The sequence below is a fragment of the Paraburkholderia guartelaensis genome (assembly GCF_004353905.1).
In the GTDB taxonomy this organism is placed as follows: domain Bacteria; phylum Pseudomonadota; class Gammaproteobacteria; order Burkholderiales; family Burkholderiaceae; genus Paraburkholderia; species Paraburkholderia guartelaensis.
The window spans coordinates 34,655-57,719 of sequence record NZ_SMOD01000013.1 but is presented as its reverse complement, the minus strand read 5'-3'; the positions used below and the strand labels follow the sequence as shown (position 1 = coordinate 57,719).

At 66.8% G+C, this 23,065-nt stretch carries 21 protein-coding genes; 9 read left to right on the top strand and 12 right to left on the bottom strand.

What is annotated here, in order from left to right; all coding sequences use genetic code 11:
- The first annotated feature begins 33 nt into the window (after positions 1-33).
- The gene (locus E1N52_RS18410; RefSeq protein WP_133184188.1) at positions 34-1,338 is read left to right on the top strand and encodes an EAL domain-containing protein; all 1,305 of its coding nucleotides are present in this window, start codon (positions 34-36) and stop codon (positions 1,336-1,338) included.
- 45 nt (positions 1,339-1,383) lie between these two features.
- Here the strand turns inward: E1N52_RS18410 and arfB are convergent, their stop codons facing one another.
- The gene (arfB, locus tag E1N52_RS18405; RefSeq protein WP_069267882.1) at positions 1,384-1,788 is read right to left on the bottom strand and encodes an alternative ribosome rescue aminoacyl-tRNA hydrolase ArfB; all 405 of its coding nucleotides are present in this window, start codon (positions 1,786-1,788) and stop codon (positions 1,384-1,386) included.
- 241 nt (positions 1,789-2,029) lie between these two features.
- On the opposite strand from arfB, the gene E1N52_RS18400 reads away from it, so the two are divergent.
- A complete protein-coding gene (locus tag E1N52_RS18400) occupies positions 2,030-2,701 on the top strand; it encodes a VC0807 family protein (protein ID WP_246089121.1) in 672 nt (223 codons plus the stop codon).
- Positions 2,702-2,824: 123 nt separating this feature from the next.
- Positions 2,825-5,368, top strand: coding sequence for an FUSC family protein (locus tag E1N52_RS18395; RefSeq protein WP_133184187.1), 2,544 nt, complete (start codon positions 2,825-2,827; stop codon positions 5,366-5,368).
- A gap of 20 nt (positions 5,369-5,388) precedes the next feature.
- On the opposite strand, the gene E1N52_RS18390 is transcribed toward E1N52_RS18395, so the two are convergent.
- Positions 5,389-5,583: a hypothetical protein gene (locus E1N52_RS18390; protein ID WP_133184186.1), complete on the bottom strand. Its 195-nt coding sequence runs from the start codon at positions 5,581-5,583 to the stop codon at positions 5,389-5,391.
- Between the two features lie 93 nt (positions 5,584-5,676).
- Complete coding sequence (locus E1N52_RS18385; protein WP_133184185.1) at positions 5,677-6,138, bottom strand: Lrp/AsnC family transcriptional regulator; 462 nt, start codon at positions 6,136-6,138, stop codon at positions 5,677-5,679.
- A gap of 125 nt (positions 6,139-6,263) precedes the next feature.
- Here E1N52_RS18385 and E1N52_RS18380 point away from each other — a divergent pair, with 125 nt between their 5' ends.
- Positions 6,264-6,872 carry a cysteine dioxygenase family protein gene (locus E1N52_RS18380; protein WP_133184184.1) on the top strand — a complete coding sequence of 203 codons (609 nt, stop codon included), beginning with the start codon at positions 6,264-6,266 and terminating at the stop codon, positions 6,870-6,872.
- Between the two features lie 221 nt (positions 6,873-7,093).
- On the opposite strand, the gene E1N52_RS18375 is transcribed toward E1N52_RS18380, so the two are convergent.
- The 5 genes from E1N52_RS18375 to E1N52_RS18355 form a co-directional block, all read right to left on the bottom strand.
- Complete coding sequence (locus E1N52_RS18375; protein WP_133184183.1) at positions 7,094-9,619, bottom strand: mechanosensitive ion channel family protein; 2,526 nt, start codon at positions 9,617-9,619, stop codon at positions 7,094-7,096.
- A gap of 106 nt (positions 9,620-9,725) precedes the next feature.
- Positions 9,726-10,370 carry an NAD(P)-dependent oxidoreductase gene (locus E1N52_RS18370; protein WP_133184182.1) on the bottom strand — a complete coding sequence of 215 codons (645 nt, stop codon included), beginning with the start codon at positions 10,368-10,370 and terminating at the stop codon, positions 9,726-9,728.
- A gap of 105 nt (positions 10,371-10,475) precedes the next feature.
- Positions 10,476-10,931, bottom strand: coding sequence for an Rrf2 family transcriptional regulator (locus E1N52_RS18365; protein WP_133184181.1), 456 nt, complete (start codon positions 10,929-10,931; stop codon positions 10,476-10,478).
- 130 nt (positions 10,932-11,061) lie between these two features.
- Positions 11,062-11,532 carry a BCAL1086 family glycoprotein gene (locus E1N52_RS18360; protein ID WP_246089120.1) on the bottom strand — a complete coding sequence of 157 codons (471 nt, stop codon included), beginning with the start codon at positions 11,530-11,532 and terminating at the stop codon, positions 11,062-11,064.
- Between the two features lie 2 nt (positions 11,533-11,534).
- Positions 11,535-12,080, bottom strand: a complete 546-nt coding sequence (locus E1N52_RS18355) for a GNAT family N-acetyltransferase (RefSeq protein ID WP_133184179.1) — start codon at positions 12,078-12,080, stop codon at positions 11,535-11,537.
- 59 nt (positions 12,081-12,139) lie between these two features.
- Between E1N52_RS18355 and E1N52_RS18350 the strand changes: the two genes are divergently transcribed.
- Positions 12,140-12,721 (top strand): DJ-1/PfpI family protein, encoded by a 582-nt coding sequence (locus tag E1N52_RS18350; RefSeq protein ID WP_028204790.1) that lies wholly within the window; start codon positions 12,140-12,142, stop codon positions 12,719-12,721.
- Between the two features lie 198 nt (positions 12,722-12,919).
- On the opposite strand, the gene E1N52_RS18345 is transcribed toward E1N52_RS18350, so the two are convergent.
- On the bottom strand, positions 12,920-14,701 hold the full coding sequence (locus E1N52_RS18345; RefSeq protein ID WP_133184178.1) for a sensor histidine kinase: 1,782 nt from the start codon (positions 14,699-14,701) through the stop codon (positions 12,920-12,922).
- 394 nt (positions 14,702-15,095) lie between these two features.
- On the opposite strand from E1N52_RS18345, the gene E1N52_RS18340 reads away from it, so the two are divergent.
- On the top strand, positions 15,096-16,298 hold the full coding sequence (locus E1N52_RS18340) for an ammonium transporter (RefSeq protein WP_133184177.1): 1,203 nt from the start codon (positions 15,096-15,098) through the stop codon (positions 16,296-16,298).
- A 69-nt stretch (positions 16,299-16,367) separates the two neighbouring features.
- Here E1N52_RS18340 and E1N52_RS18335 read toward each other — a convergent pair whose 3' ends face one another.
- Positions 16,368-17,117, bottom strand: a complete 750-nt coding sequence (locus tag E1N52_RS18335) for an SDR family oxidoreductase (RefSeq protein WP_133184176.1) — start codon at positions 17,115-17,117, stop codon at positions 16,368-16,370.
- Between the two features lie 139 nt (positions 17,118-17,256).
- Entirely contained in the window at positions 17,257-18,174 is a 918-nt protein-coding gene (locus E1N52_RS18330; RefSeq protein ID WP_133184175.1) for a LysR family transcriptional regulator, read from the bottom strand.
- Between the two features lie 281 nt (positions 18,175-18,455).
- Between E1N52_RS18330 and E1N52_RS18325 the strand changes: the two genes are divergently transcribed.
- Positions 18,456-20,003 (top strand): class I adenylate-forming enzyme family protein, encoded by a 1,548-nt coding sequence (locus E1N52_RS18325; protein WP_133184174.1) that lies wholly within the window; start codon positions 18,456-18,458, stop codon positions 20,001-20,003.
- Between the two features lie 459 nt (positions 20,004-20,462).
- Entirely contained in the window at positions 20,463-21,299 is an 837-nt protein-coding gene (locus E1N52_RS18320; RefSeq protein WP_133184173.1) for an IclR family transcriptional regulator, read from the top strand.
- Positions 21,300-21,402: 103 nt separating this feature from the next.
- On the opposite strand, the gene E1N52_RS18315 is transcribed toward E1N52_RS18320, so the two are convergent.
- A complete protein-coding gene (locus E1N52_RS18315; protein ID WP_133184172.1) occupies positions 21,403-21,651 on the bottom strand; it encodes a hypothetical protein in 249 nt (82 codons plus the stop codon).
- Positions 21,652-21,697: 46 nt separating this feature from the next.
- On the opposite strand from E1N52_RS18315, the gene E1N52_RS18310 reads away from it, so the two are divergent.
- A complete protein-coding gene (locus E1N52_RS18310; protein WP_133184171.1) occupies positions 21,698-23,062 on the top strand; it encodes an MdtA/MuxA family multidrug efflux RND transporter periplasmic adaptor subunit in 1,365 nt (454 codons plus the stop codon).
- Positions 23,063-23,065 lie beyond the last annotated feature (3 nt).

Sequence of the window (23,065 nt, the reverse complement as noted above, 5' to 3'; positions counted from 1 at the left end):
ACGAACCGCCCGCGCCGTCGCGCGTCCCGAGCCATGCCGAACGATCCGTCGAACGCAACGGCGACTGCCACCGCCAGCCTGCTCGCCCAACTGCAGCCGCGTGCCGACGGCTGGGGCGCGCAATGGCATGGTTGCGCGCTCGCCAGCGCGTTCCAGCCGGTGCTCTCCATCACGCATCAGCGCGTGGTCGGCTATGAGGCGTTGTTGCGCGTCACCGACGAAGCGGGCCAGGCGCTCGCGCCCGCGGATCTGTTCGCCACGGTGCAAGGCGCCGAAGCGCAGCAGCTCGACGAACTGGCTTGCTGCCTGCACCTCGCGAATTTCATCCGGCAAGGCGTGGAGAGCGGCTGGATCTTCCTGAACACGCTGCCGCGCAGCGCACGCGCCGGCTACCCCGCGCAGGGCGCCATCGACGGCCTGTGCCGGCACTTCGACTTCCCGCACGAACGTGTGGTGATCGAGGTGCTCGAGCAGCGCGGCGGCGACGAGCCCAGCTCGTTCGTCGACGAAAGGCCGCCTGCCGGCGGCCGCGATTTTCTCGTCGCGCTCGACGACTTCGGCGCGGGCTTCTCCAATTTCGACCGCGTCTGGCGCTACCGGCCCGACATCGTCAAGCTCGACCGCTCGCTCGTCACGCGCGCGGCCAGCAGCGAGAGTCACGTGGCATTCATCTCGGAACTCGTCTCGATTCTTCACCATGCCGGCACGATGGTGCTGGCAGAAGGCGTCGAGACCGAGCCGCAGCTCATGGTGCTGATGCAGGCCGACGTCGATCTCGTGCAGGGCTTCTGGTTCGGCGAGCCGCAAGCTTCGGTACGACAAGCGAGCGCCGCCGCGCCCGCGCTCGCGCAGTCGATGTGGCGGCGCTTCGCCGACTATCAGCGCAGCACCGAGATCATCGAGCAGGTCAATTTCGGCGCGCTCTCGCACGCCATGCTGCGCGGCGCGCGCGTGCTCACGGGCGGCGGAACGCTCGAAGCGGCGGCCGAGGCAATCTTCGGCGACGGCGGCAGCCACGCGCAGCGCGTATTCGCCGCGGATGAACACGGCGAGCAGCACGAGCCTTCGATTGCCATGCCAGGCGTCGGACCGCCCGCGCGCCTGGCACCTTTCTATCCCGACACTGACAGCAACTGGTCGCGCCGCGGGTATTTCCGGCGTGCGCTCGCCGCGCCCGGCCGGGTTGCGGTGATGGGTCCGCACTATTCGCTCAACGACGGCGAGCTCTGCTACACCGCCGCCATCGCGCTCGACTACGGCGGCGCGACGCACGTGTTGTGCGCGGACTTTCCGCCCGAGCACGGGCCGCGAGAACGCCCCTGGCGCGAGCCGGGTTAGGCCGCATCGCAAACCGGCAATCCGCCCGCCGCGCGGTCCGGGTCGCTAGTCGGTCACGCGCCGACGCCCCGCCTTCAGCTCGCCGGTGCGCGCCTTGCTGTCGAGCCGGCGCAGCTTCGAGGCGCGCGTGGGGCGCGTCGCCACACGCGCCTTGCGCGTCACGCTCACGCTGTCGACCAGCTCCTCGAGGCGCGCCAGCGCGGCCACGCGGTTCTGTTCCTGGGTGCGGTATTCCTGCGACTTGATCACGACGACGCCCTCGCTCGTAATCCGGCGGTCGGCGAGCGCGAGCAGGCGCATCTTGAGCACCTCGGGCAACGACGAGGCGCGGATATCGAAGCGCAGATGAATCGCGCTCGACACCTTGTTCACGTTCTGGCCGCCCGCACCCTGTGCGCGAACGGCGACGAGTTCGATTTCCTGCAACGGGATGGGCGCGCGTGCGGTCATGGGCAAATAGAAGAAAGCAGGCCGCATCGGGCCGGGCACGCGGCAGTGTCGCACAGCGCGGCTGAATCGGCACAGGCGTGACTCAAGCGCGATACCCCCAGCCCAAGCGGCAAGCCGGTCCCTGCGGGCATGCGAAATGCCGCCGCACAGCCTACCGGGTGCGCAGCCAGTTTGCTGCCGCGCGGCGCATGAACCATACTGCCGTCATTGCCTTGGGCGAACCCTCAGGAGCACGCACCCCATGAAGCTGCGTCCAGCATTCGTTGCCGAACTGGCGGTCAACCTGCTGCTTCCCTGGGTCGCCTACCGCCTCGCCGAGCCGTACTGGGGCGAAGTCGGCGGCCTCATTGCCTCGGCCGCGCCGCCGCTTGCCTGGAGCATCGTCGAACTGGCGCGCTTTCGGCGCGTCGACGCGCTCTCCGCCGTCATTCTGCTCGGCATCGTGCTTTCGCTGCTCGCGGTGGCGTTCGGAGGCAGCCCGCGCGTGCTGTTGATGCGCGAATGCCTCGCCTCGGGCGCGATCGGCGCCGCGTTCCTGATCTCGCTTCTCGCGAAGCGCCCGCTCGTGTTCTATCTCACGCGAGCGACGGTCGCGCGCGAGACTCGCGAGGGCGTCGCGCGGCTCGAACTGCTCTGGAAGGAAAACGCGAGCTTCGCAGGGGCGATGCGGCTGCTCACGTTCATCTGGGGCTTCGGGCTTTGTCTCGATTCCGCGCTGCGCACTTATCTGGCCGCGACCTGGCCGATCGAGCGCTTTCTCGTCGTCTCGCCGATCATCGGCTATGGCGTGTTCGGCGGCCTGATGGCCTGGACCTTCTGGTATCGCACGCGCATGCGGCGCATTCACGGCACGCACGGCCTGCTCGGCGACGCGGCCGCCGCGACGAACACGAGCACGCTCAGCGTGGACTGAGGGATCGGCGTCGGCTTCGGCCCGGTTCTGCACGCATCGACGGTCAGATCGCGCCCGAAATACGTTAGACTCAGCGCCACAGTCCGCGGCGTACCGTCCGCTCTCGAACTTCCCCGGCAGTCGATGCGCTACTCCGTAGAAATCAGGAAATTCCTCTATAGCCAGTACTTTTACGGCGGCCTGCGCATCGCGATCGGCATCTCGCTTCCGGCTGTCCTGTGCCTGTTCGTCTTTCACAAGAGCGAGCTGGGTTTCACCATCTCGACCGGCGCGCTCGGCGCCTGCGTGGTCGACATGCCGGGGCCGCTCAAGTACAAGCGCAACGAAATGCTCGCGTGCAGCGTGATCGGGTTTCTCTCCGCTTACGCCACCGGCCTCGCCACCTTCAGTCCCATCGCGCTCTGGGCCACCGTGGTGCCGCTCACCTTCGTGCTCTCGCTGATCGTGGTCTACGGCAACCGCTGGCCGCAGATCAGCTTCGCCACCCTCTTCATGATGGTGATGACGCTCGAGGAGCATTTCACGCCGCACCTCGCCCTCGTCAATGCATTGTGGATTCTGCTGGGCGGCCTCTGGTACACGGCGTGGTCGACCTTGATCAGCCAGCTCATGCTCGATCGCATCGAGCAGCAGGCGCTCGCCGAAAGCGTGTTCGCCTGCGCCGACTATCTGCTCGCGCGCGCCCAGTTCTTCGACCTCGACAACGATCTCGACGAGTGCTATCGCAACCTCGTCGCGAAGCAGATCGCCGCCGTCGAGCGCCAGGACGCGGCGCGCGATATCGTGCTGCGCAACCTGCCCAAACTCAGGGCCGGCAAGATCGATGCGCGGCGCGCGATGCACTTCAACCTGTTCATCAACACGGTCGATCTGCATGAGCTGTTCGTGGGCGCGCACACCGACTACCCGCTCGTGCGCAACACCTTCGGCGGCTCCGACCTGCTCGTGTTCTACCGCGACCTGATCCGCAAGGCCGCCGCCGATCTCGAAGACATCGGCCTCGCGGTGCTGCAAAACGAGGCGCCGCGCGCGAGCGTGAACGTGAAGGCCGAATTGCGCGCCATCGAATACGAACTCGAGCAACTGAAAAAGCGCGACCTGGCCGCGACCGACCCGGAAGCCTATGCGGCGATCTCGGCATCGTTCCGGCGTATCTGGAGCGCGACGCGCCTGATCGACCGCATGCGCCGCAGCCTCGCGAGCGAAGTGCCGACGACCGAAACCGAGCTGCGCATCGACGAGGCCCTCACGCGCTTCGTGACGAACCGCCGCGTGTCCTGGCTGCAGATTTTCTCGAATCTCACGATGGCCTCGCCGAGCTTTCGCCACGCGCTGCGCGTGACGATCGCCGTCGCGGTGGGCTTCTGGCTCGGGCGGCTTCTGCCGCTCACCAACGCCTACTGGATCGTGATGACGAGCATCATCATCCTGAAGCCGGGCTACTCGCTCACGCGCCAGCGCAACGCGCAGCGTATCGTCGGCACGCTGATCGGCTGTATCGCGAGCATTGCGTTGATCCTGCTCGTGAAGCAGCCGCTCGTGCTGCTCGTCTCGATGTTCGCGGCGATGGTGATGAGCTACAGCCTCCTGCTCTTCAACTACACGGCGAGCGTGGTGTTCACGTCGGCCTACGTGCTCCTGATGTTCCATCTGCTCGCGCCGGGCAGCATGCGCATCATCGGCGAGCGCGCGATCGACACGGTGGTGGGTTGCATGATCGCCATCGGCGCGAGCCATCTGTTCCCGTACTGGGAATACCGCCTGATGGGCAAGCTCGTGCACGACATGATCGGCGCGACGCGCAGCTATCTCGAGGCCAGCTGGTGGTGGAGCGGTCGCACGAGCGCGCCGCAGCCGGCGTTCGCGGGGGCCGCGGTGAGCGAGGCCGGCGCACGCGTGGCCGCCCATGCAGCGCCCACGGCGACGCTCGCAGCCGATGTGGTCGCTGTGACAAATTCGGTGACGAATACGGTGACGAGCAACGTGAGCGCAATGGCGAGCGCTTCGGCGAACGCGGCGAGCGTCATCGATGAACCCGTTGCCGCCGCGACGGCGACCCTCGACGACTCGCCTACGGCCGGCGCACCCGGCTCGCCCGTGTCAGCCGTGGGCGCAAAAGCCGCTGCGCAAACCGCGCAGGCGACGGCAAATGCAGCAGCAGCCGCGCCCTCGCTTGCGCGCGACTTCCGTTACCGGCTTGCACGCAAGAACGTGCACGTGGCGTTTGCGAATCTCGGCCAGGCGTTCCAGCGCATGATGCTCGAACCGAAGGCCGCGCAGAAGTTCGTGCCCGAACTCAACGACCTGCTCGTGCGCAGCCACGTGCTCGCCTCGCAGATCACGGCTACCGCCCCGCTCCTGCGCAGCACGGCGCGGCCCGATCAGCCAGAGGTCAAGCTCGACGCGCTCGAGCGCGCGCTTTCGTGCGTGCGCGAGAACCTCGTCGCGGCCGAAGCGGGCACGCCTGCGCCCGCCGAGCAGACCGACATCACGAAGCAGCTCACGCGCGAACTCGATGCGATGGTGGTGGAAGCGGAGCGCGCGCTCGGCGCCTCCGCGGAACTGCCCCAGGAACTCAAGCTGCTCGCACACCAGTGCAAGCAAATGATCACGGCGTCCTGGCTCATTCGCCGGGACGCGAGCATCATCCGGCTACCGGAGGAATAAGCAGGAGAAGGCCCGGCGCGTCACTGCGTCGAGCCGCTCGCTTGCGAGGCCGCCGTGCTCGCGGATGCATGCGCCGAGCCGGCGCCCATAGTCTCTTCGTATTCGCGCTTGCTTTTCAGCGCGTTGAACAGCACGGTGCCGATCACGAACAGCACCACCACGACGATGAGCACGGCCACGCCAACGGTGGGGTTCTTCTTGCGCGGTTCATTCATCGGTCGTGCCCAGCCTCGGATTGGATGACAGGAACGGGCATTCTACGCCGCCATGCCTTGCAGACGGCTTGCGCCGCAGGCCACTAAGTGCCGCTAGGCGCCGCTGCGTACCGGCAGCGCCGTCGAATATTTGAGCTGCTCCATCGCGAAGCTCGAACTGACGTCGAACAGCGGCACGGCGCGAATGAGCTGCTTGTAGACGCGATCGAAGTCGTCGATATCGGAGACCACGATGCGCAGCAGATAGTCGGTCTCGCCGCTCATGCGATACGCCTCGACGATCTCGGGAATCTCCTGCACGGCGCGCGTGAAGGTCTGCGCCCATGCCTCGGTGTGCTGGTTCGTGCGCACGGCGACGAACACTGTCGTCCCGACGCCGAGCTTGCGCGGGTCGCACAGCGCGACTTGAGCGCGGATCACGCCCGTTTCCTTCAGGCGCTGCACGCGCTTCCAGCAAGGCGTTTGCGAAAGATTGACGCGCTGCGCCAATTCCGCGACGGGCATGGTCGCGTCCTGCTGCAGCAGCTCAACCAGCTTTCTGTCGATGAGATCCATTTCCGCACTCCCCGAAGCGTAGAAATTTATTCTACACGATGGGCAAACGAGGAAAGAATAGGAAAACTCTTTCTAGGCGCGAACGGCTATAAATCTTCTTGTAGAAACCGGAAGAAGAACACGCCATGAACGCCCCTGCCGAACTCGCCCTGCTGAGCGCCGTCCACACCGCGGAGCAACACGCCGCCGCCGTTGCGCGCTTCACTGCCGCACTCGACGCCGCCTTCGATGCCTGCGCGACGCCCGGCGACCCCTCGCGCTGCGCACGCTTCGCGCGCGGTATGCGCGCGGCGCTCACGCGTGCGCTCGCCGACCCGGCGCTCGTCACGCGCGCGCAGCGCGAAGGCAGCGCCGACACGTATCGGCGTCATGTCATCGCAGCCGACAGCCGCGGCCGCTACACGGTCGCCGCACTCGTCTGGCAGCCGGGCCACGCGAGCCCGATCCATGCGCATCACACCTGGTGCGGTTACGCCGTGCTCGACGGCACGCTGACCGAAACGCTCTACGCGTGGGACGACGCGCGCCAGGGCGTCGACGTGGTTCGCTCGCATCCGCGCGCGAGCGGCGCGGTGTCGTTCGGCGGACGCGGGCGCGCCAGCATTCACCGGCTTTCGAACGGCGGCGACACGCAGGCCGTCTCGCTGCATGTCTACGGCGTCGCCGCCGAGCACATCTCAACGCAGGTCAACGACGTGTTGCCGCTCGTACGCAAGACAGCGCTTGCGACTTAACGCGACTGACGCATATCCATCGAGGGCGTCATAGTGCGTTGTTGTGCGCCCTCATTGATCGGGGAGCGCGCCGCGCTGCCTGACCGACACGATATTGCCAATCATCAGCATACCGAACGGAAACGCAAGCTGACTGAGCCAGGCCGCCACGCAGCGGCCGGGCGCTCGCGCAATTGCGGCGCGACAAAGTGATTTGACCTGGCCTAAGCGGCCGTAGCCCTTCAGCCGCGGCTGCCCGCCGTGGGAATCTGCGGCGGTGCGCCCTCGGGGCCCGCCGTCGGCGGCGGCGCGGGCCGCGGCTCGTGCGAGGCATCGCGCGCAACGCCGCCGCCCACGTGCACGCCATGCGGATGCGGATGACCATGCGCCGCGCCGTGCGGCTCCTCGACATCGCCGCCGCGCGAGGACATGTGCACCTGCATCTGCGGCACCGGCATCTCGATGCCGGCTTCGTCCATGTGGCGCTTCAGGCGCGCGTTGAACGCGCGCGCCACGCTCCACTGCTGCAGCGGCCGCGTCTTGATCTGCCCTTTCACGACCATCCAGTTCGGATCGAACCGGTCGAGCCCCCACACTTCCACGGGCCCGAGTATCTCGCGGCGATAGCGGAAGTCGGCCACGAGTTCCGCGCCGGTCTCGCGAATCATCCGCGTGACCGTATCGAGATCGACCGAGAATGGCACGCGCACTTCGAACACGGCAAACGCGAAATCGCGCGAGAGGTTCTTCACGATCTTGATCTGCGAGAACGGAATGGCGTGGATCGCGCCCTGCCCGTCGCGCAGCCGCACGGTGCGGATCGACAGATGCTCGACCGTGCCCGCATGGCCGTTGTCGATGTCGATCCAGTCGCCCACCGAAATCGTCTCCTCGATGATGATGAAAAGACCGGTGATGAGATCCGCCACGAGCGACTGCGCGCCAAAGCCGATGGCAAGACCGATTACGCCCGCGCCGGCGAGCAGCGGCGTGACGTTGATGCCGAGATTCGCCGCGGTGACGATGCCGGTGATGGTGAGGATCGTCACGAGCACCGCGTTGCGCACGAGCGGCAGCATGGTGCGCGCACGCGTGCTGGGCGCGCGGCCCTTGGTGCGCGGACCGCTCGGATTGAGCGCTTCGAGTATCGCGGTATCGACCGTGATCCAGACGAGCCACGCGAGAAACACCGTCGACACGATCGCGAAAATGGCGTGCGCGATGCCGCGCGCGGCGACACTCGCCTCGATGATCGCGGCGAGCGAAATGTCCCAGAGACGCGCACACGATTCGAAATACGCGAACCAGATGAACACCACGAGCAGCGTGCCGGCAAAGCGCAAGAGGCGCCGCAGATACGGCGAGCGCCGCCGCACGCGCGCGGGGTTCGGGCGCGTGATGCGCAGCACGACCGCCGAGAGGAAGAACGCGAGCACGAGCAGAAGCGCGGAGACCACGGAGATCTGCAGCACGTCGTCGCGGCTGCCGATGCCGCCGAACGTGGCGACGATCGAAGCGCCGGCGAGCAGCAGCATCGGCAGCTGCCAGAGCGAGGCGAGCACGTCGAGGACTTCGGTGAGCGCCTTGTGGCCGTGGCGCAGCGAATAGCTGCGGTTGCGGATGAGATGCGCGACCGGCCGCCGGAAACCAAAGGCGAACACCACCGTCAGCACGGCGGCCGCCATGTTCGCCGCGGTGCTCACCAGTGCGGCCAGGTTCGCGCCCAGCTGACGCGCAACTTCGAAATTGGTCGCGGCGTCGCCGAGCGCGGCCAGCACGCCGATCGCAAAGAGCAGCCGGCGCGAGCGCGCGATCAGAAGGCGCACGGCCGCGCGCCGGTGCCCCGAGCCGAACAGCGAAAACATGATCAGGCAGATCGACGAGAACACTGCGCCCGCGACGATCGCGTAGGCGATCACGAGGGCGAGCGTGCGCCCGAGCGCGTCCGGCAGCGAGCGCTCGACCACGAGCGCGCCGAGGAACGCCACGATCCACGGCGCCGCGCGATGCACGACGAAAATGAGCAGATCGATGGTGCGCGGATCGGGCCGCAGGCCGGTCTCGACATCGAAACGCCTGAGCAGGCGCCGTTCAATCCAGCGCAGCACCGCCGCGCACGCGCCCCAGCCGGCCAGCATGGCGAACAGATCGAACACGATGCGGCCGAGGCTTTCGCCCTGCCCGCCGGAGGCGATGTCGTAAAGCTCGATGCCGGCTGCCCTGAAGCGCCCCGCCCAGTAATGAAACGGACTGCGGCCGCGGCGAGCGTCCTCCTCGACCGAGGCGAGCCCGGATGCGATCGCGCCAAGCAGCCCTGCCGAGTTCGCCGCCGCGCCCGATGCGGGCGCGGGCGCCACATTTTGCGATGCGCTGCGCAGCTTCTTGAGCTGATTCAGGAGCGCGGTGCGCTGGCGCTCGTTGTCGAGCGTGGTGATGACGCTGTCGAGCGAGCGCGTGAACTCAGCCTGGCTCGCGGGTGACGGCGCCGAGGCTGCCTCGGCCGCCGAAGCCCCCGAGGCGGCCGCCGGCGCCCCGGTGATGATGCTCTTGAGCACGGGCAGCACGGGCGCCGGCGCGGCTTGCGCGGCGGCCCGCAGCGGCATGGCAAGGCAAGCCGCGAGGCATGCGAGGAGCATGAGCGCGCGAATAAGTGCGCGAACACACGAGCGCGCCGGCGCGGCGCGCGAAAGAAGTGCACGATCCGCCGGACCGAAGCGCATGCGCGACGGCCCGGCGCCCGCGCCATCGCGTCCGATGCTGGAATTCATGGCGGAGGGGCAAAAACAGGACGTTCCAGTTTAGCCGCACTCCGCCTCGCCGCGCCTCGCGGTTGCGTAACAGTTTGTCAGCGCACAGGGCGCGCCGCGTCGCGCCTCAGTAGGCCACCGTTGCGATCTGACGAATGAAGCGGCCCTGCTCCAGCTCGTCGACGAAGGCGATTGCGTAGTCCTCGGCCGAGATGCGGCTCTCGCCCTTCACATCGGCGATCAGCGTATTAGCGCCGGTGCGGAACGTGCCCGTGCGCTCGCCTGGAGCGATGATCGCGGCCGGCGCGAAGAAGGTCCAGTCGATGTCGCTGACCGTGCGGAAATAGTCGAACGCCTCGCGATGGGCGAGTGCGATCGCTTTGTAGGCGTCGGGGAAGCCATCGGTGTCGACGAGCTGCTTGCCGGGCGCCACCTCCAGCGAGCCGGCGCCGCCCACCACCACGAGACGCTTGAGCCCCGCAGCGCGCGCGCCTTCCACGAGCGCGCGGCTCGCGACCAGCAGGTCGTCGAGCTGATCCTTGGGCGGCGCGTAGGCGCTCGCCACTACATCATGGCCGCGCACCGCAGTGGCGACGCTCGCTGCGTCGAGCAGATCGGCCTTCGCCGCGTGGATGTTCGGTGCAGCCGCCACACGCTCGGGCTGGCGCACCAGCGCGCTCACCTGGTGGCCGCGGCGAGCCGCTTCGGCGGCGATGCGCGAGCCGACCATACCCGTTGCGCCAAAGAGGGCGATTTTCAGCGTCTTGCTCATGAACTGACTCCTGTTTTCCGTATTTATGTAACTAACGAAGTTACATTTCAGGGGTGAAAAAACGGGGCAATGCCCCGCTGATGATTCTGGCCGCACGCCTTCCGCTCATGCTCGCCGCGCCCGTGCGCGTTCGAGCTTGCGCTCGCTGCGCGTCATGTCGTCGACGACATCCGCGAGCGTGCGGGTGGCGAGCGACGCCTCCATCGCGCGCTGTGCGTCGTCGATCACGCCGCGCAGCGTCTGCTGGATATGGCGCCCGACGAGGCAAGCCGGGTTCGGCTCCTCGCGGTGCATGGCGAACAACTGCGCGTCGTCGACCGCATGGTAGACGTCGAGCAGCGTGATCGCCTGCGGTTCGCGCGCCAACAGCGCGCCGCCGCCCGCGCCCAGTTGTGACGCCGTGAGGCCCGCGCCGGCAAGCATCGACAGAAGCCTGCGAATGAGCGCGGGATTCGTGTTCACACTGCCCGCGATGATCTCCGACGACAGCGGCACGCCCTCCTGCTGCGCCAGCAGCGCGAGCACGTGAACGGCAAAGGCGAAACGGCTACTCGTATTCACGGCGAACCTGCCACTGCTGAGCGGCGCGCGAATGGATCGAACCACACGCGCCAAAAAGTGTAACCATCATAATTACATTAATCCGTAGCGTCAACCCGACCTTTCTGCCGCAGCTCGCACGGCTGCGGCATTACTTCGCGGCATCCGATGCCTGCCCCGGCGCCGATGCGGTCCCGGCGGCATTGCTCGCCCAGCGTTGCAACGAGTGCCCCGCGTTGGTCAAGCCGGTGCCGGTCGCCGCGGCGGCCTGCCCGAGCAAGGCTTGCGCCGTGCTTGCCGCGCCGCGCAACTGGCCCTGCGCCGCCGAAGCCAGTTGGGCCGTGGATGCGCTCGCCTGCTGACCTTGCGACGCTGCCGAATCGAGCTTCTGCTGCGCCGCACCGAGTTGCTGGTTCACGAAGCTCGCAGCCTTGTCGAGCGTTTGCGCCGCCTGCTGCGCGGCCTGGTTGGCGGCGTCCTGCGTGGCCTGCTTCACGGCGTCGGCAGACTGCTTGCTCAGATCCGGCGTGGAAGCGTCCTGCTTGTTACAGCCGGCGGCGAGCGCCGCACAGACGAGCAGGGAGGCAAGCGTCAGCCTTTGCGTGGAAACCTTCGAAAACATGGTCATCCTGAAAAATTCGCCGCATGTAGCGGCTTGCATAGATGAAAACGCGGCAATGATACGCCGTCGCGAAACACCAATTCTGACGAAATCAGCGAAAAGCCCGCGCGCTCGAAAACCGGCCGCGACACCGCGCTCGCGTCGGCGGTCAATACCGTCGAGCGCGCCTCGCGCGCGCGCGCTTCGAGCCGCACCAGCAACGCCGTCGCGACGCCGCGGCGCGACCATGCCGGCGCGACGTAAAGCATCTCGACGTGATCGCGCGGAAAGAGCTGCCCGAACGCGGCGAACTCACCGTCGCACCGCGCCACCAGCGTCACACCGCGCGCGAGGCGCGCGTCGAAGTCCGCGAGATCGTCGGCGGCCGCGGCCCAGGCGGCGCGCTGCGCCGCGTCGTAGAACGAGGCCGCGAGTGTGCTCACGGACGCACGAAACAACGCGGCGAGCGCGCTCGCGTCCTGGCCCGGCACGTAGCGCCGCCAGTCGATGGATTGCCGCGGTTGTCGCGCATCGCCCGCGACACCATCCTTTGCGAAATCGTCAAACATGATGGAGTAGACTGCCCACGCGCACGATCTGTTCCACCGTCCACCTCTGGAGACAAACGATGGCCGTCAAGAAGATCCTGTTCCTCACCGGCGATTTCGCCGAAGACTACGAAACGATGGTGCCGTTTCAGGCGCTGCAGGCCGTCGGCCACCGCGTCGACGCCGTGTGCCCCGGCAAGAAGGCTGGCGAGCGCGTGAAGACCGCCATCCACGACTTCGAGGGCGACCAGACCTACACCGAAAAGCCGGGGCACCAGTTCGCGCTCAACGCGACCTTCGACGAAATCGACGCCGCCAGCTACGACGCGCTCGCCATCGCGGGCGGGCGCGCGCCCGAATATCTGCGCCTCGACCCGAAGGTCATCGAGATGGTGCGTCACTTCGCCCAGGCGAACAAGCCCATCGCGGCGATCTGCCATGCAGCCCAACTGCTCGCCGCGGCCGAGGTGATCCGTGGCAAGCGCATTTCGGCCTATCCGGCCTGCGCGCCCGAGGTGCGGCTCGCGGGCGGCGAATACGCCGACATCGCCATCGACAGCGCCGTGACGGACGCCCCCTTCGTCACCGCACCGGCGTGGCCCGCGCATCCAGAATGGCTGCGCCAGTTCCTCGCGCTCCTCGGAACGCGCATCGAGCCGTGAGCGAGCGCTGATCCTGTCGCGCGTCGCACCTGTTTCGCAGGGCGCGGCGCGCGCCGAGCACCAATTGCTCTGGAGTACGGAGTGCGTGCCCAGGATCTAACCAGCTGGCTGGTCATACTCACGATCGCGTTTCGCGCGAGCCGCCTGCTCGAGCCGCGGAGCATCTTCAGTACGTCCCGAACTCGCTTGTTTCGAGGTCTAAGCGCCAGCCGGTGGTCGCAACGCCGTTGCGGGTGCCGCCCGTAACTCGCTTTGAACGCTGCCCTTCACGTTCGCGCCGCCCGTGCCATCGCCCGCACCATATCCTGCAACGCCACCCGGCGATGCTTCCGTGCGCTCCGCGCGTTCGAGCGCGCTGATGATCTGCTCCGCGTCGCCGGGCAAAGGCGGCGCGACCGCAAGTGCATCGGGCAGCGTCAGATAGAACGTCGTCCCCTCGCCTTCCGTCGACTCCACCCATACGCGCCCGCCGTGCCGCTCCACCACGCGGCGCACGAGCGCGAGCCCGATGCCCTCGCCCGGCGCGACATTGCCGTGCATGCGCTGGAACGCCTGAAAGAGCCGCGGCAAGCCCACCTCGGGAATGCCGAGCCCGTTGTCGCGCACATAGAAAATCTGCAGCGACTCCACGCCCGGCGGCGCATGCGCGGTGCCGATCTCGACACGCCCGTCGCGCGCCGGATCGAGATAGTTGAGCGCGTTGCCGATCAGGTTTGCAAAGACCTGCTCGAGCGCCGTCGGGTCGCCCCAAACGTCGGGCAGCGTTTGCACGCTTACCTGCGCGCCGCGTGCGCGGATCGAGGCGTGCATCGCGTCGACCACGCGCTGCACCAGCTCCTGCACGCTCACGCGCTGCCGCCGGTACTCCACGCGCCCCACGCGTGCGAGCCGCAGCAGCGCGTCGATGATGTGCGATGCGCGCAGCACGGCCGTTTGCAGATAGCGCAGCGCCTCGCCGATATCCTCGTTGATGGTCCGCTCGATGCGCGCACGCGCCTCTAGCGAAAGTGAAGATTTCGCGATGCGCTCGCGCAGGTCGATGCACGCGTGATTGAGTTCGCGCGAGAAGCCCTGCAGGTTCACGAGCGGCGCGCGCAAATCGTGCGACACGCCGTGGATGAACATCTCGTTTTCCTGAGTCTGCTGGCGCAGGTTTTCGTTGATGTGCGCGAGCTGGTCCGCGCGCCGCGCGAGGTCGGCCTGGAAACCGAGGCGCAGCCGCTCGGCTTCGATCAGCCGCTGGCTGATCTGGTGCAGCGTGAGGTCGAGTTCCGCGATTTCGTCGTTGCCCGCCGTGAGCGGCGCGAGCGGTTCGTTTGCGGCCAGCCGGTTCGCGTTGTCGGAGAGCGCGTCGAGCCGCCCGCGCACACCGCGCGTAAAGACCCAGACCGCGAGCGCGACCAGCACGATCGAGCCGAGCACGGCCGTCATCACGAGCGTCTGCTGCTGGGCGCGCGCGGCTTCGGCGGCGGACACCCGCAATACGTCGAGGCGGCGCTCCTCGGTCTGTAACGAGACGATCTGCGTGCGCACGCGGTCGAGCACGTCGGCGGCCATGAGCGCGCGAAAGCGCTCGGCGAGGTCGGCGCGGCGGCCCGAGCGCAAGAGATCCTGCACGCGGTCCGACCATTGGCGATAGTTCTGCACGGCGTGGCGAATCTGCACGGCGCGCTCGACCTGCGAGGGGTTATCGGCGACGAGATCGACGAGCCGGTCGATGCGGCGGTCGACATCCATCCACATCGATACCGGTGTGGAGTAGCTCGTGTCGTTGGCCGCCACCGCACCGCGCAGCTTCACCGACTCGACCAGCACCGGTTCGAGCACGCGTGAAGCCTGCGCCAGCACCGCCTGGCTGTGCTGGCCCCAGCGCTCCGCGGCGGCGGCGTCGGTCTCGGCCTTCACGATGGCCGACAGCAAGCTCAGTTCGAAGACGGCGGGAATCGCGATCAGCAGAAGCCCTTTGGTCGTGAGGCGCATTGCGTGGCGACGGACGTGCGTGAGGTGGCAATCTGGCCATTATGTCGGCGTTTGCGCCCTATGTGCGCCCGAAGTTGATTCCCAACGAAAACGCGAGATGATTTCGAATAGCCGACAATTCATTGATATGGAAAGGAAAATCGAATTAATCGCCCTATCTTGGCGCGCTATTTCCCCACCTTTGCGCGCAGGCCCCGAGATTGTGCCGAAACGTGGTGCATGCGCCCCAGATATCAGCACGAGCACCGGCGACGCGGTGCCTGCTATTTTTCCGCATCGGTGCACGCCGCACCGGCTTGACGCCTGGTGTGGCGACGAATTCACCAGTTTGGCGCTGAAGCTGGCCCGCATCTTGCTGACTATGCGCCCATTTTGGGCAAACTGGGTACGCCAGATGGACAATCTAAAAACCGGCACCGACACGCTATTCCTGCTGCTGGGCGCCGCCATGGTGCTCGCCATGCATGCGGGGTTCGCGTTTCTCGAACTCGGCACCGTGCGCAAGAAGAATCAGGTCAATGCGCTCGTGAAGATCCTCGTCGATTTTTCGATTTCGACGATCGCCTACTTCTTCATCGGCTATACGCTCGCCTACGGCGTGCAGTTCTTCTCGCACGCCGACGTGCTCGCCGAGCACAACGGCTACGCGCTCGTGCGCTTCTTCTTCCTGCTCACCTTCGCGGCGGCCATTCCGGCCATCGTGTCGGGCGGCATTGCCGAGCGCTCGAAGTTCAATCCGCAGCTGTTCGCGACCTTCGTCATCGTCGGCTTCATCTACCCGTTCTTCGAGGGGATGGTGTGGAACAACCGCCTCGGTTTCGAGGATGCGATGACGCACGTGTTCGGCGTGCCGTTCCATGACTTCGCAGGCTCGGTGGTCGTCCACGCGTTCGGCGGCTGGATCGCGCTGCCGGCCGTGCTGCTGCTCGGGCCGCGCCACGGCCGCTATACGCGCGACGGCCGCATCGCCGCGCATCCGCCTTCGAACATCCCGTTTCTCGCGCTCGGCGCATGGGTGCTCGCGGTGGGCTGGTTCGGCTTCAACGTGATGAGCGCGCAGACGATCGACAAGATCAGCGGTCTTGTTGCCGTCAACTCGCTCATGGCGATGGTGGGCGGCACGCTCGCCGCGTGGTTCGCGGGCCGCAACGATCCGGGCTTCACGTACAACGGGCCGCTCGCGGGGCTCGTGGCCGTGTGCGCGGGCTCGGACATCATGCATCCGCTCGGCGCGCTCGTGACGGGGGCGGTTGCCGGCGCGCTGTTCGTCTATATGTTCACCTGCGTGCAGAACCGCTGGCGCATCGACGACGTGCTCGGCGTGTGGCCGCTGCACGGCCTGTGCGGCGCGTGGGGTGGCATCGCCGCGGGTATTTTCGGCCAGCGCTGGCTCGGCGGGCTGGGCGGCGTCTCGCTCGGCGCGCAGATCGTCGGCACGATTGCGGGCATCGTGATCGCCTTCCTTGGCGGGCTCGTGGTGTACGGCCTGCTGCGCAAATTCGTTGGGCTGCGCATCGATCGCGAACAGGAATTCAACGGCACCGACCTGTCGATCCACAAGATCACGGCCACGCCGGAACGCGAAACGGTTTCCTGACCGGCACGCAATCCGACCATGCGGGCGGCGCCCTGCCGCCCGCATGCCGTACGCATCACTAACGGACCATCAAAGCTGGCCCATGCCGCCGGCGACGATCACCTCGGTGCCGATCATGAAAGCCGATTCGGCCGCGCTCAGATGCAGCACGGTCGAGGCGATCTCCTCCACCGTCGCAAAGCGCTTGAGCGGCACCATCCCGCGAATCGACTCCTCGGCTGCCGCGAGCGCGGCGGCGTCCATGCCGAACTTGTTGTAGAGCGGCGTCTTCACGGGCCCGGGGCTCACCACATTCACGCGAATGCCGCGCGGCAGCAGTTCGGCGGAGAGCGTCTTGGCGAGCGAGATCAGCGCAGCCTTGCTCGCCGCATACACCGACGAAGTGGGCATGCCGATATGCGCGTTGATCGAGCCGTTGAGCACGATGGCCGCACCGTCGTTGAGCACCGGCAGGAGCGCCTGAATCTGGAAGTACGCGCCCTTCACGTTGGTGTCGAAGGTGACGTCCCAGAGCGCTTCGTCCACTTGCTCGAACGGCGCGAGCTTCGCCACGCCCGCGTTGATGAACACGGCGTCGAGGCGCAGGCCGGCGTCGCGCACCGCGGCGGCCAGCTCGCGCGCGCCGGTGATCGAGGCTGCGTCGTTGCGCCAGGCGTGCGCGTTCGGGCCGAGCGCGAGCCGCGCGGCTTCGAGGCCGGCTTCGTCGCGGCCCGTGACGATGACGTGCGCGCCTTCCGCGGCATAGGCATGGGCGGCTGCGAGGCCGATGCCGCTGGTTCCGCCGGTGACGAGGACAGTTTTGTTTGCAAAGCGGTTCATGACGTTCTCCTTGAAGGGGATGGTCTCGATCTGAGACTGTGATGCCATATTGCCGGGCGGCGCGCTGCCTGCCGTACGACGGTCCTGGCGTAAACGTTCGAAGCCATCGAACGTCTGCACGATGTGCGGGCAGCCGGCTTCAGCCCGTGACCTCGATTCCCTCCACGAGGCGCCTGGCAAGACGCGGCTCGCGCAACCTGTCGATCCACCATTGCAGTGCGCGCCCCACGTGTTCGCCGCGCCACGCCACGTAAAGCATGTTCGGCTCGCGCGGATTCGCCGTGACCTTCTCGACCAGCTCGCCGCGCTCGATGAGCTTCGCCGCGCGCCGACGCGGCACCCAGCCGACACCGAGGCCCTCGCGCTGCGCGAGGATCTTCGCGTGCATCGACGGCACCGCCAGCACCTCCTGCCCCCCAAGCAGTCCGTAGCCGCGGCCCGGCGCGTGCCGCGCCGAATCGCCGACCGCCACGCCGCGCTCGGCCAGCATGCGCTCGCGCGTGAGCGGCGCCTTCTCGCGCGCGAGCCGATGGCGCGGCGCCACCGCGAACACCCACTCCACCACGCCGAGTTCGAACCAGTGCAGGCCGTCGACGGCGGGCGGCTCGTTGGTCGCGCCGACGATCAGATCGGCGCGGCCGTCGCGCAGCGCCTCCCAGGTGCCGGAGAGCACCTCGTGCGTGAAACGCAGCTTGACGCCCGACTGCAGCGCGTCGAAGTCGCGGATCACGGGCATCAACAATTCGAATTCGAGGATCTCGTCCGTGACGATCCACAAACGGTCTTCCCAGCCATTCGCGACCTGCCGCACGCGCTGTGTCATGCGCGCGACGTCTTGCATCAGGCGGCTCGCCTCCTCGGCGAGCAGGTGCCCGGCCGGGGTGAGCTGCAGCCGGTAGCGCCGGCGATCGAAGAGCAGCGCGTCGAAGCGCGCCTCGAGTTGGCGCGCGGCGTGCGAAATGGTGGAAGGCGCCTTGTTCAGGCGTGCCGCCGCGCGCGAGAGACTGCCGGTTTCGCGAATGGCGTCGAGCAACGCCAGTTCCTCTTCGGAGAGCACGTGCGACTCCATCGAACGGGTGATCAGGCGATGGTATGGCAGAAACGGGGCGTGGCTCTGGTTTCTGGTTATGTACCGCCGCTTTGCAGGCAGACTGTCAAAGGCGCCTTGACGGTCTGTCCAGGTAATTTGTCGTTGTCTAGCGTATTTACCGGGTCGAGAATCGAACGCACGTTCACAAACCGTGAAGCTTGGCCGCGCGCTCATCAGAACGGAGATCATTGCGCATGCGCACCGTATCACTCCATCGCCAAACCAACTTATCAGTGAGGTATGAGGCCATGTCCGTGCAGTCCCCGTCACCCGACTCACCGTTCGTCGACTTGACCGCCATGATTCGCCAACGCGCGGCGGAACACGGCGCGCGTGCGGCGGTTATATGCGAAGGCGAGACGGTCACGTTCGCCGCGCTCGATGCGCTGATCGACCGCTGTGCTGCCGCGCTGCAGCGTGACGGACTGGTACCCGAAGACGTCGTTGCCATCTGTGCGTCGAGTTCCATTCACTATGGCGCCGTCTTCTTCGGCGCGCTCAGGGCAGGACTCGCGGTCGCCCCGCTGTCGCCCTCCACGCATCCGGACAGCCTCGTCGGCATGCTGGAGAACTCCGAGGCGCAAATCCTCTTCGCGGACGACGCGGTTTGCCGGTTGCTTGCGGGCGTCACGTTGCCGCCTGCGCTGCGCGTCATCGACATCAGTGCGGCCGGGCAATACGACGCCTGGCTCGCGCCCGTGGGCGCCGCGCCCTCACACGTGCAAATTCGGCCGGAGTGGGCGTTCAACATCATCTACTCGTCGGGCACGACGGGCGCGCCCAAAGGGATCGTCCAGTCGCACGCGATGCGCTACGCCTATACGCTGCGAAGCCTCGAACGCGGGTACGGGCCGGACGCCGTCACCTTGATCGCAACGCCGCTCTATTCGAACACCACGCTCGTGAGCTTTTTCCCGACGCTGGCGCTCGGCGGAACGGTCGTCCTCATGCCGAAGTTCGATGCGAAGCAGTATCTCGAGCTTGCCGAGCGCAAGCGCGTCACGCACACCATGCTGGTGCCGGTGCAATACCAACGCATCCTCGGCCATCCGGACTTCGATCGCTACGACCTGTCCAGTTTCCGCGCGAAGTTCTGCACGAGCGCGCCGTTCGCGGCCAACCTCAAGGCGGACGCCGTGCGCAGATGGCCAGGCAAGCTCACCGAATTCTATGGCATGACCGAAGGCGGCGCCTCATGCGAGCTTTGCGCGGATGAGTTCCCTGACAAGCTGCACACCGTCGGCCGCCCGCTGAACGGCCATGAAATGCGCCTGATCGACGCCGACGGACGCGAAGTCGCCGCGGGAGAAGCGGGTGAAATCGTCGGGCGCTCGCCCGCCATGATGACCGGCTACTACCGGCAACCGGACAAGACGGCGCAAGCCGAGTGGTACGACGGCGATGGCCGGCGCTTCATCCGGACCGGGGATGTCGGCCGCTTCGACGAAGACGGCTTCCTCGTGCTGATGGACCGCAAGAAGGACATGATCATCTCGGGCGGCTTCAACATTTACCCAAGCGATCTGGAACAGGTGCTCGCCCGGCACCCCGAAGTCGTTGAATCCGCGGTGGTTGGCGTGCCATCGCCACGCTGGGGCGAAACGCCGGTGGCATTCGTCACGCTCCGGCGAGGCTCGGCATTGACCGCCGACGCGCTCGCCGACTGGACCAACGGGCAATTGGGGAAGATGCAGCGACTTGCGGACGTGGTGATCGTCGACGCGCTACCGCGTAGCCCGATCGGCAAGGTGCTCAAACGTGAGTTGCGGGAGCGCTTTAGCGGCGAGGTCGCCTGATCGGCCGCAAATCGCTTGTTTGCAGCCGCACGGAAAAAAAAGCGCCACGTTTGCACGTGGCGCCTTGAAAAGTTCTAGCCATTCCGAGGGCCGTGCTAGAACCTGAGAGACGGTATTCGGGCTACGCCGTGCCATCGGTAATTCATGCGCAATTATGCGAATTGCATAGCATGAGGCACATTAAAACCCCGCAATTTTGCGGGGTTGGGGCGTATTGCCGAAATGAGGTTCCATTTTTTACCTACATGCTGGCTAAGTCAAGCAAAATCTCGCCAAAATGCGCCAATCGTCGAGCATCTGGCATCCTTTACAATCATCTGAGAATTTGTGCCCTAATTTAGGGAGCACAACGTTGATCCAACGCAAACGGCTATACCTTGCGGCAAGCCCGCGTTGACTTTGTAACGCCTCGCGCGAAATCTCAAATCTGAAATCCTGTTTCGGAAAATCGTCCCGCCAATGACTTCCGCACCCGATTCGCGCAATCCTGACGAAACTCCTCGAGATAAAGACAGCGGTGCCGACGAAGTGACCGCGCTCGCGCGCGGTCTTGCCGTCCTGCGCTGCGTCGCGGCCGCCGACGCGCCGCTCAGCAACCGCGAACTGACCGAACTGACCGGCATTCCCAAGCCCACGCTGTCGCGGCTCACCGGCACGCTCGTGAGCACGGGCTTTCTGGCCCGGCTGCCCGACAGCGAACGCTTCGTGCTCACGTCCTCGGTGCTGGAGCTGTCCAACGGCTTCCTGCGCAACTCCGACATCCGCAGCCGCGCGCGGCCTTTTCTCACGCGGCTTGCCGAGCGCACCGCGCTCTCGGTGCACCTCACCGTGCGCGACCGTCTGGACATGGTCGTGATCGACGCGATCCGCCCGCGCACCGCCGTGCTCGTCACGCGCCTCGAGGTCGGCTCGCGCATCGACATGGGCCGCACCGCCGTCGGGCGCGCCTACCTCGCCGCGCTCGACCCGCACGCACGCGCGGAACTCACCGCCGCGCTGCAGACCTCGACCGGCAATGACTGGGGCGTCTTCGGCAGCCGGCTCGACGCCGCGCTCGCCGAGACCGCCGCCCACGGCTACGGGCTCGCGATCGGCGAATGGTACGAGGGGCTCAATGCCATCGCCACGGCGTTCGCGGGTCCCAACGGCGAGATCTACGCCATCAACTGCGGCGGCGCCGCGCAGCAATGCCCGCGCGAGTGGCTCGTCAGCCACGTCGTGCCGCTGATGCGCGAATGCGTCGCGCGCGTCGTCGACGAAATCGGCGGCGCCCTGCGCCTGCCCCACGCGACCTGACAATGCGAGCGCCTTCGCCTTACAAAAAACACACGAAGGGTGTAACGCTCGTAACGTCTCGAAAGAAACGGCACTGGACTGTAACGAAGCGGGCAACGTAGCATCATGCTTTTTGGCGGCAAGGCCCTGCTGCGCCGCCGCCCTTCGCGCGCAACACCAGCCAGCCACCCGTGAAGCCGTCGATACCCGTGAACGCATGGCGCGGCATCCGGGCCAGCGTGCGGCGCACCCTGACATCCTGCTTGCGCACGACATGCGTAGCATCGGCGCGGTCGCTGCGCCGGCTGCGTGCGCCTTGCGCGTGAACTTCGCGGCCGGCACCCGGCTGGCACCCAATAGTCCGCTCAGCCAAGAGCCTTCGAGAACCTCGCTTCGAGAACCTGTTACCGACCTGACCGATGGATCAACAAGAAAAGCGCCCGGATTCCCCCCGTAAAGACACGACGCCGCAGTCCCCCGCTCCGGCCGCCGCGAGGCGCGGCAAGGGCAAGTTCATCGCGCTGGGTGTGGTCATCGTGATCGCCGGCATCGTGCTCGCGCGCTGGCAGCCGTGGAACAAGGCGGTCTCGGGCGGCAACGCGGAACCGGCGGCCGGCGCGCGCATGCGTCACGGCGGCCCGGGCGCCATGGCCAACATGCCGCAGCCCGTGAGCGTGGCCACGGCGAAGGCCGGCGACATGCCCATCGTCATCACCGCGCTCGGCACGGTCACGCCGCTCGCCGACATCACGGTGCGCACGCAACTATCCGGCACGCTTCAGGACGTCTACTTCCAGGAAGGCCAGATGGTGAAAAAGGGCGACGTGCTCGCGCAGATCGACCCGCGTCCCTACCAGATCTCGCTCTCCAACGCCGAAGGCCAGCTCGCCCGCGACCAGGCGCTGCTCGCCACGGCACGCCTCGACCTCAAACGCTACCAGACGCTGCTCTCGCAAGACTCGATCGCGAGCCAGCAGGTCGACACGCAGGCCTCGCTCGTCAAGCAATATGAGGGCACCGTCAAGTCCGATCAGGCCAGCGTCGATACCTACAAGCTCGACCTCACCTACGCGCGCATCACGGCGCCCGTCTCGGGCCGCGTGGGCCTGCGTCAGGTCGATCCGGGCAACTACGTGACGCCCAGCGACACCAACGGCATCGTCGTGCTCACGCAGCTCGAGCCGATCAGCGTGATCTTCACGACTTCGGAGGACAACCTGCCCCCCATCATGAAGCAGCTGCGCGCGGGCACGAAAATGTCGGTCACGGCCTACGACCGCAGCAACACGACGATGCTCGAAGCCGGGTCGCTGCAGACCATCGACAACCAGATCGACACCACCACGGGCACCGTCAAGCTGCGCGCGAGCTTCACGAACCACGAGCAAGGGCTCTTTCCGAACCAGTTCGTGAACGCGCGCCTGCTCGTCGATACGATCCACGACGCCGTGATCGTGCCCACTTCGGCCGTGCTCAACGGCTCGCAGGGGCAGTACGTCTATGTCGCGAAGCCCGACAACACGGTGACGGTGCGGCTCGTGAAGGTCGGCCCCGTCGATGCCGAGCGCACCAGCATCGCCTCGGGCCTCACCGTGGGCGAGCGCGTGGTGACCGACGGCTCCGACCGTCTGCGCGAAGGCGCGAAGATCACGATTCCCGCCGAGCATCCGCAACACGCGAAGGGGGCTTCGGGAGCCGCGGAAGCGAAAGGCGCCTCGGGGGCCCGCGCGGCCTCGGGCGCGCGTCATGGCCACCGCCACGCCTCGCAGACGCAAGCCCAGTAAGCC

Bases quoted from the DNA above. Each gene is read 5' to 3' on its own strand.
- E1N52_RS18320 (WP_133184173.1), top strand. From the start codon at position 20,463: ATGACTTCCGCACCCGATTCGCGCAATCCTGACGAAACTCCTCGAGAT.
- E1N52_RS18410 (WP_133184188.1), top strand. From the start codon at position 34: ATGCCGAACGATCCGTCGAACGCAACGGCGACTGCCACCGCCAGCCTG.
- E1N52_RS18335 (WP_133184176.1), bottom strand. From the start codon at position 17,117: ATGAACCGCTTTGCAAACAAAACTGTCCTCGTCACCGGCGGAACCAGC.
- E1N52_RS18340 (WP_133184177.1), top strand. From the start codon at position 15,096: ATGGACAATCTAAAAACCGGCACCGACACGCTATTCCTGCTGCTGGGC.
- E1N52_RS18360 (WP_246089120.1), bottom strand. From the start codon at position 11,532: ATGTTTTCGAAGGTTTCCACGCAAAGGCTGACGCTTGCCTCCCTGCTC.
- E1N52_RS18380 (WP_133184184.1), top strand. From the start codon at position 6,264: ATGAACGCCCCTGCCGAACTCGCCCTGCTGAGCGCCGTCCACACCGCG.
- E1N52_RS18385 (WP_133184185.1), bottom strand. From the start codon at position 6,138: ATGGATCTCATCGACAGAAAGCTGGTTGAGCTGCTGCAGCAGGACGCG.
- E1N52_RS18325 (WP_133184174.1), top strand. From the start codon at position 18,456: ATGTCCGTGCAGTCCCCGTCACCCGACTCACCGTTCGTCGACTTGACC.
- E1N52_RS18370 (WP_133184182.1), bottom strand. From the start codon at position 10,370: ATGAGCAAGACGCTGAAAATCGCCCTCTTTGGCGCAACGGGTATGGTC.
- arfB (WP_069267882.1), bottom strand. From the start codon at position 1,788: ATGACCGCACGCGCGCCCATCCCGTTGCAGGAAATCGAACTCGTCGCC.
- E1N52_RS18375 (WP_133184183.1), bottom strand. From the start codon at position 9,619: ATGAATTCCAGCATCGGACGCGATGGCGCGGGCGCCGGGCCGTCGCGC.
- E1N52_RS18345 (WP_133184178.1), bottom strand. From the start codon at position 14,701: ATGCGCCTCACGACCAAAGGGCTTCTGCTGATCGCGATTCCCGCCGTC.
- E1N52_RS18355 (WP_133184179.1), bottom strand. From the start codon at position 12,080: ATGTTTGACGATTTCGCAAAGGATGGTGTCGCGGGCGATGCGCGACAA.
- E1N52_RS18310 (WP_133184171.1), top strand. From the start codon at position 21,698: ATGGATCAACAAGAAAAGCGCCCGGATTCCCCCCGTAAAGACACGACG.
- E1N52_RS18350 (WP_028204790.1), top strand. From the start codon at position 12,140: ATGGCCGTCAAGAAGATCCTGTTCCTCACCGGCGATTTCGCCGAAGAC.
- E1N52_RS18390 (WP_133184186.1), bottom strand. From the start codon at position 5,583: ATGAATGAACCGCGCAAGAAGAACCCCACCGTTGGCGTGGCCGTGCTC.
- E1N52_RS18395 (WP_133184187.1), top strand. From the start codon at position 2,825: ATGCGCTACTCCGTAGAAATCAGGAAATTCCTCTATAGCCAGTACTTT.
- E1N52_RS18400 (WP_246089121.1), top strand. From the start codon at position 2,030: ATGAAGCTGCGTCCAGCATTCGTTGCCGAACTGGCGGTCAACCTGCTG.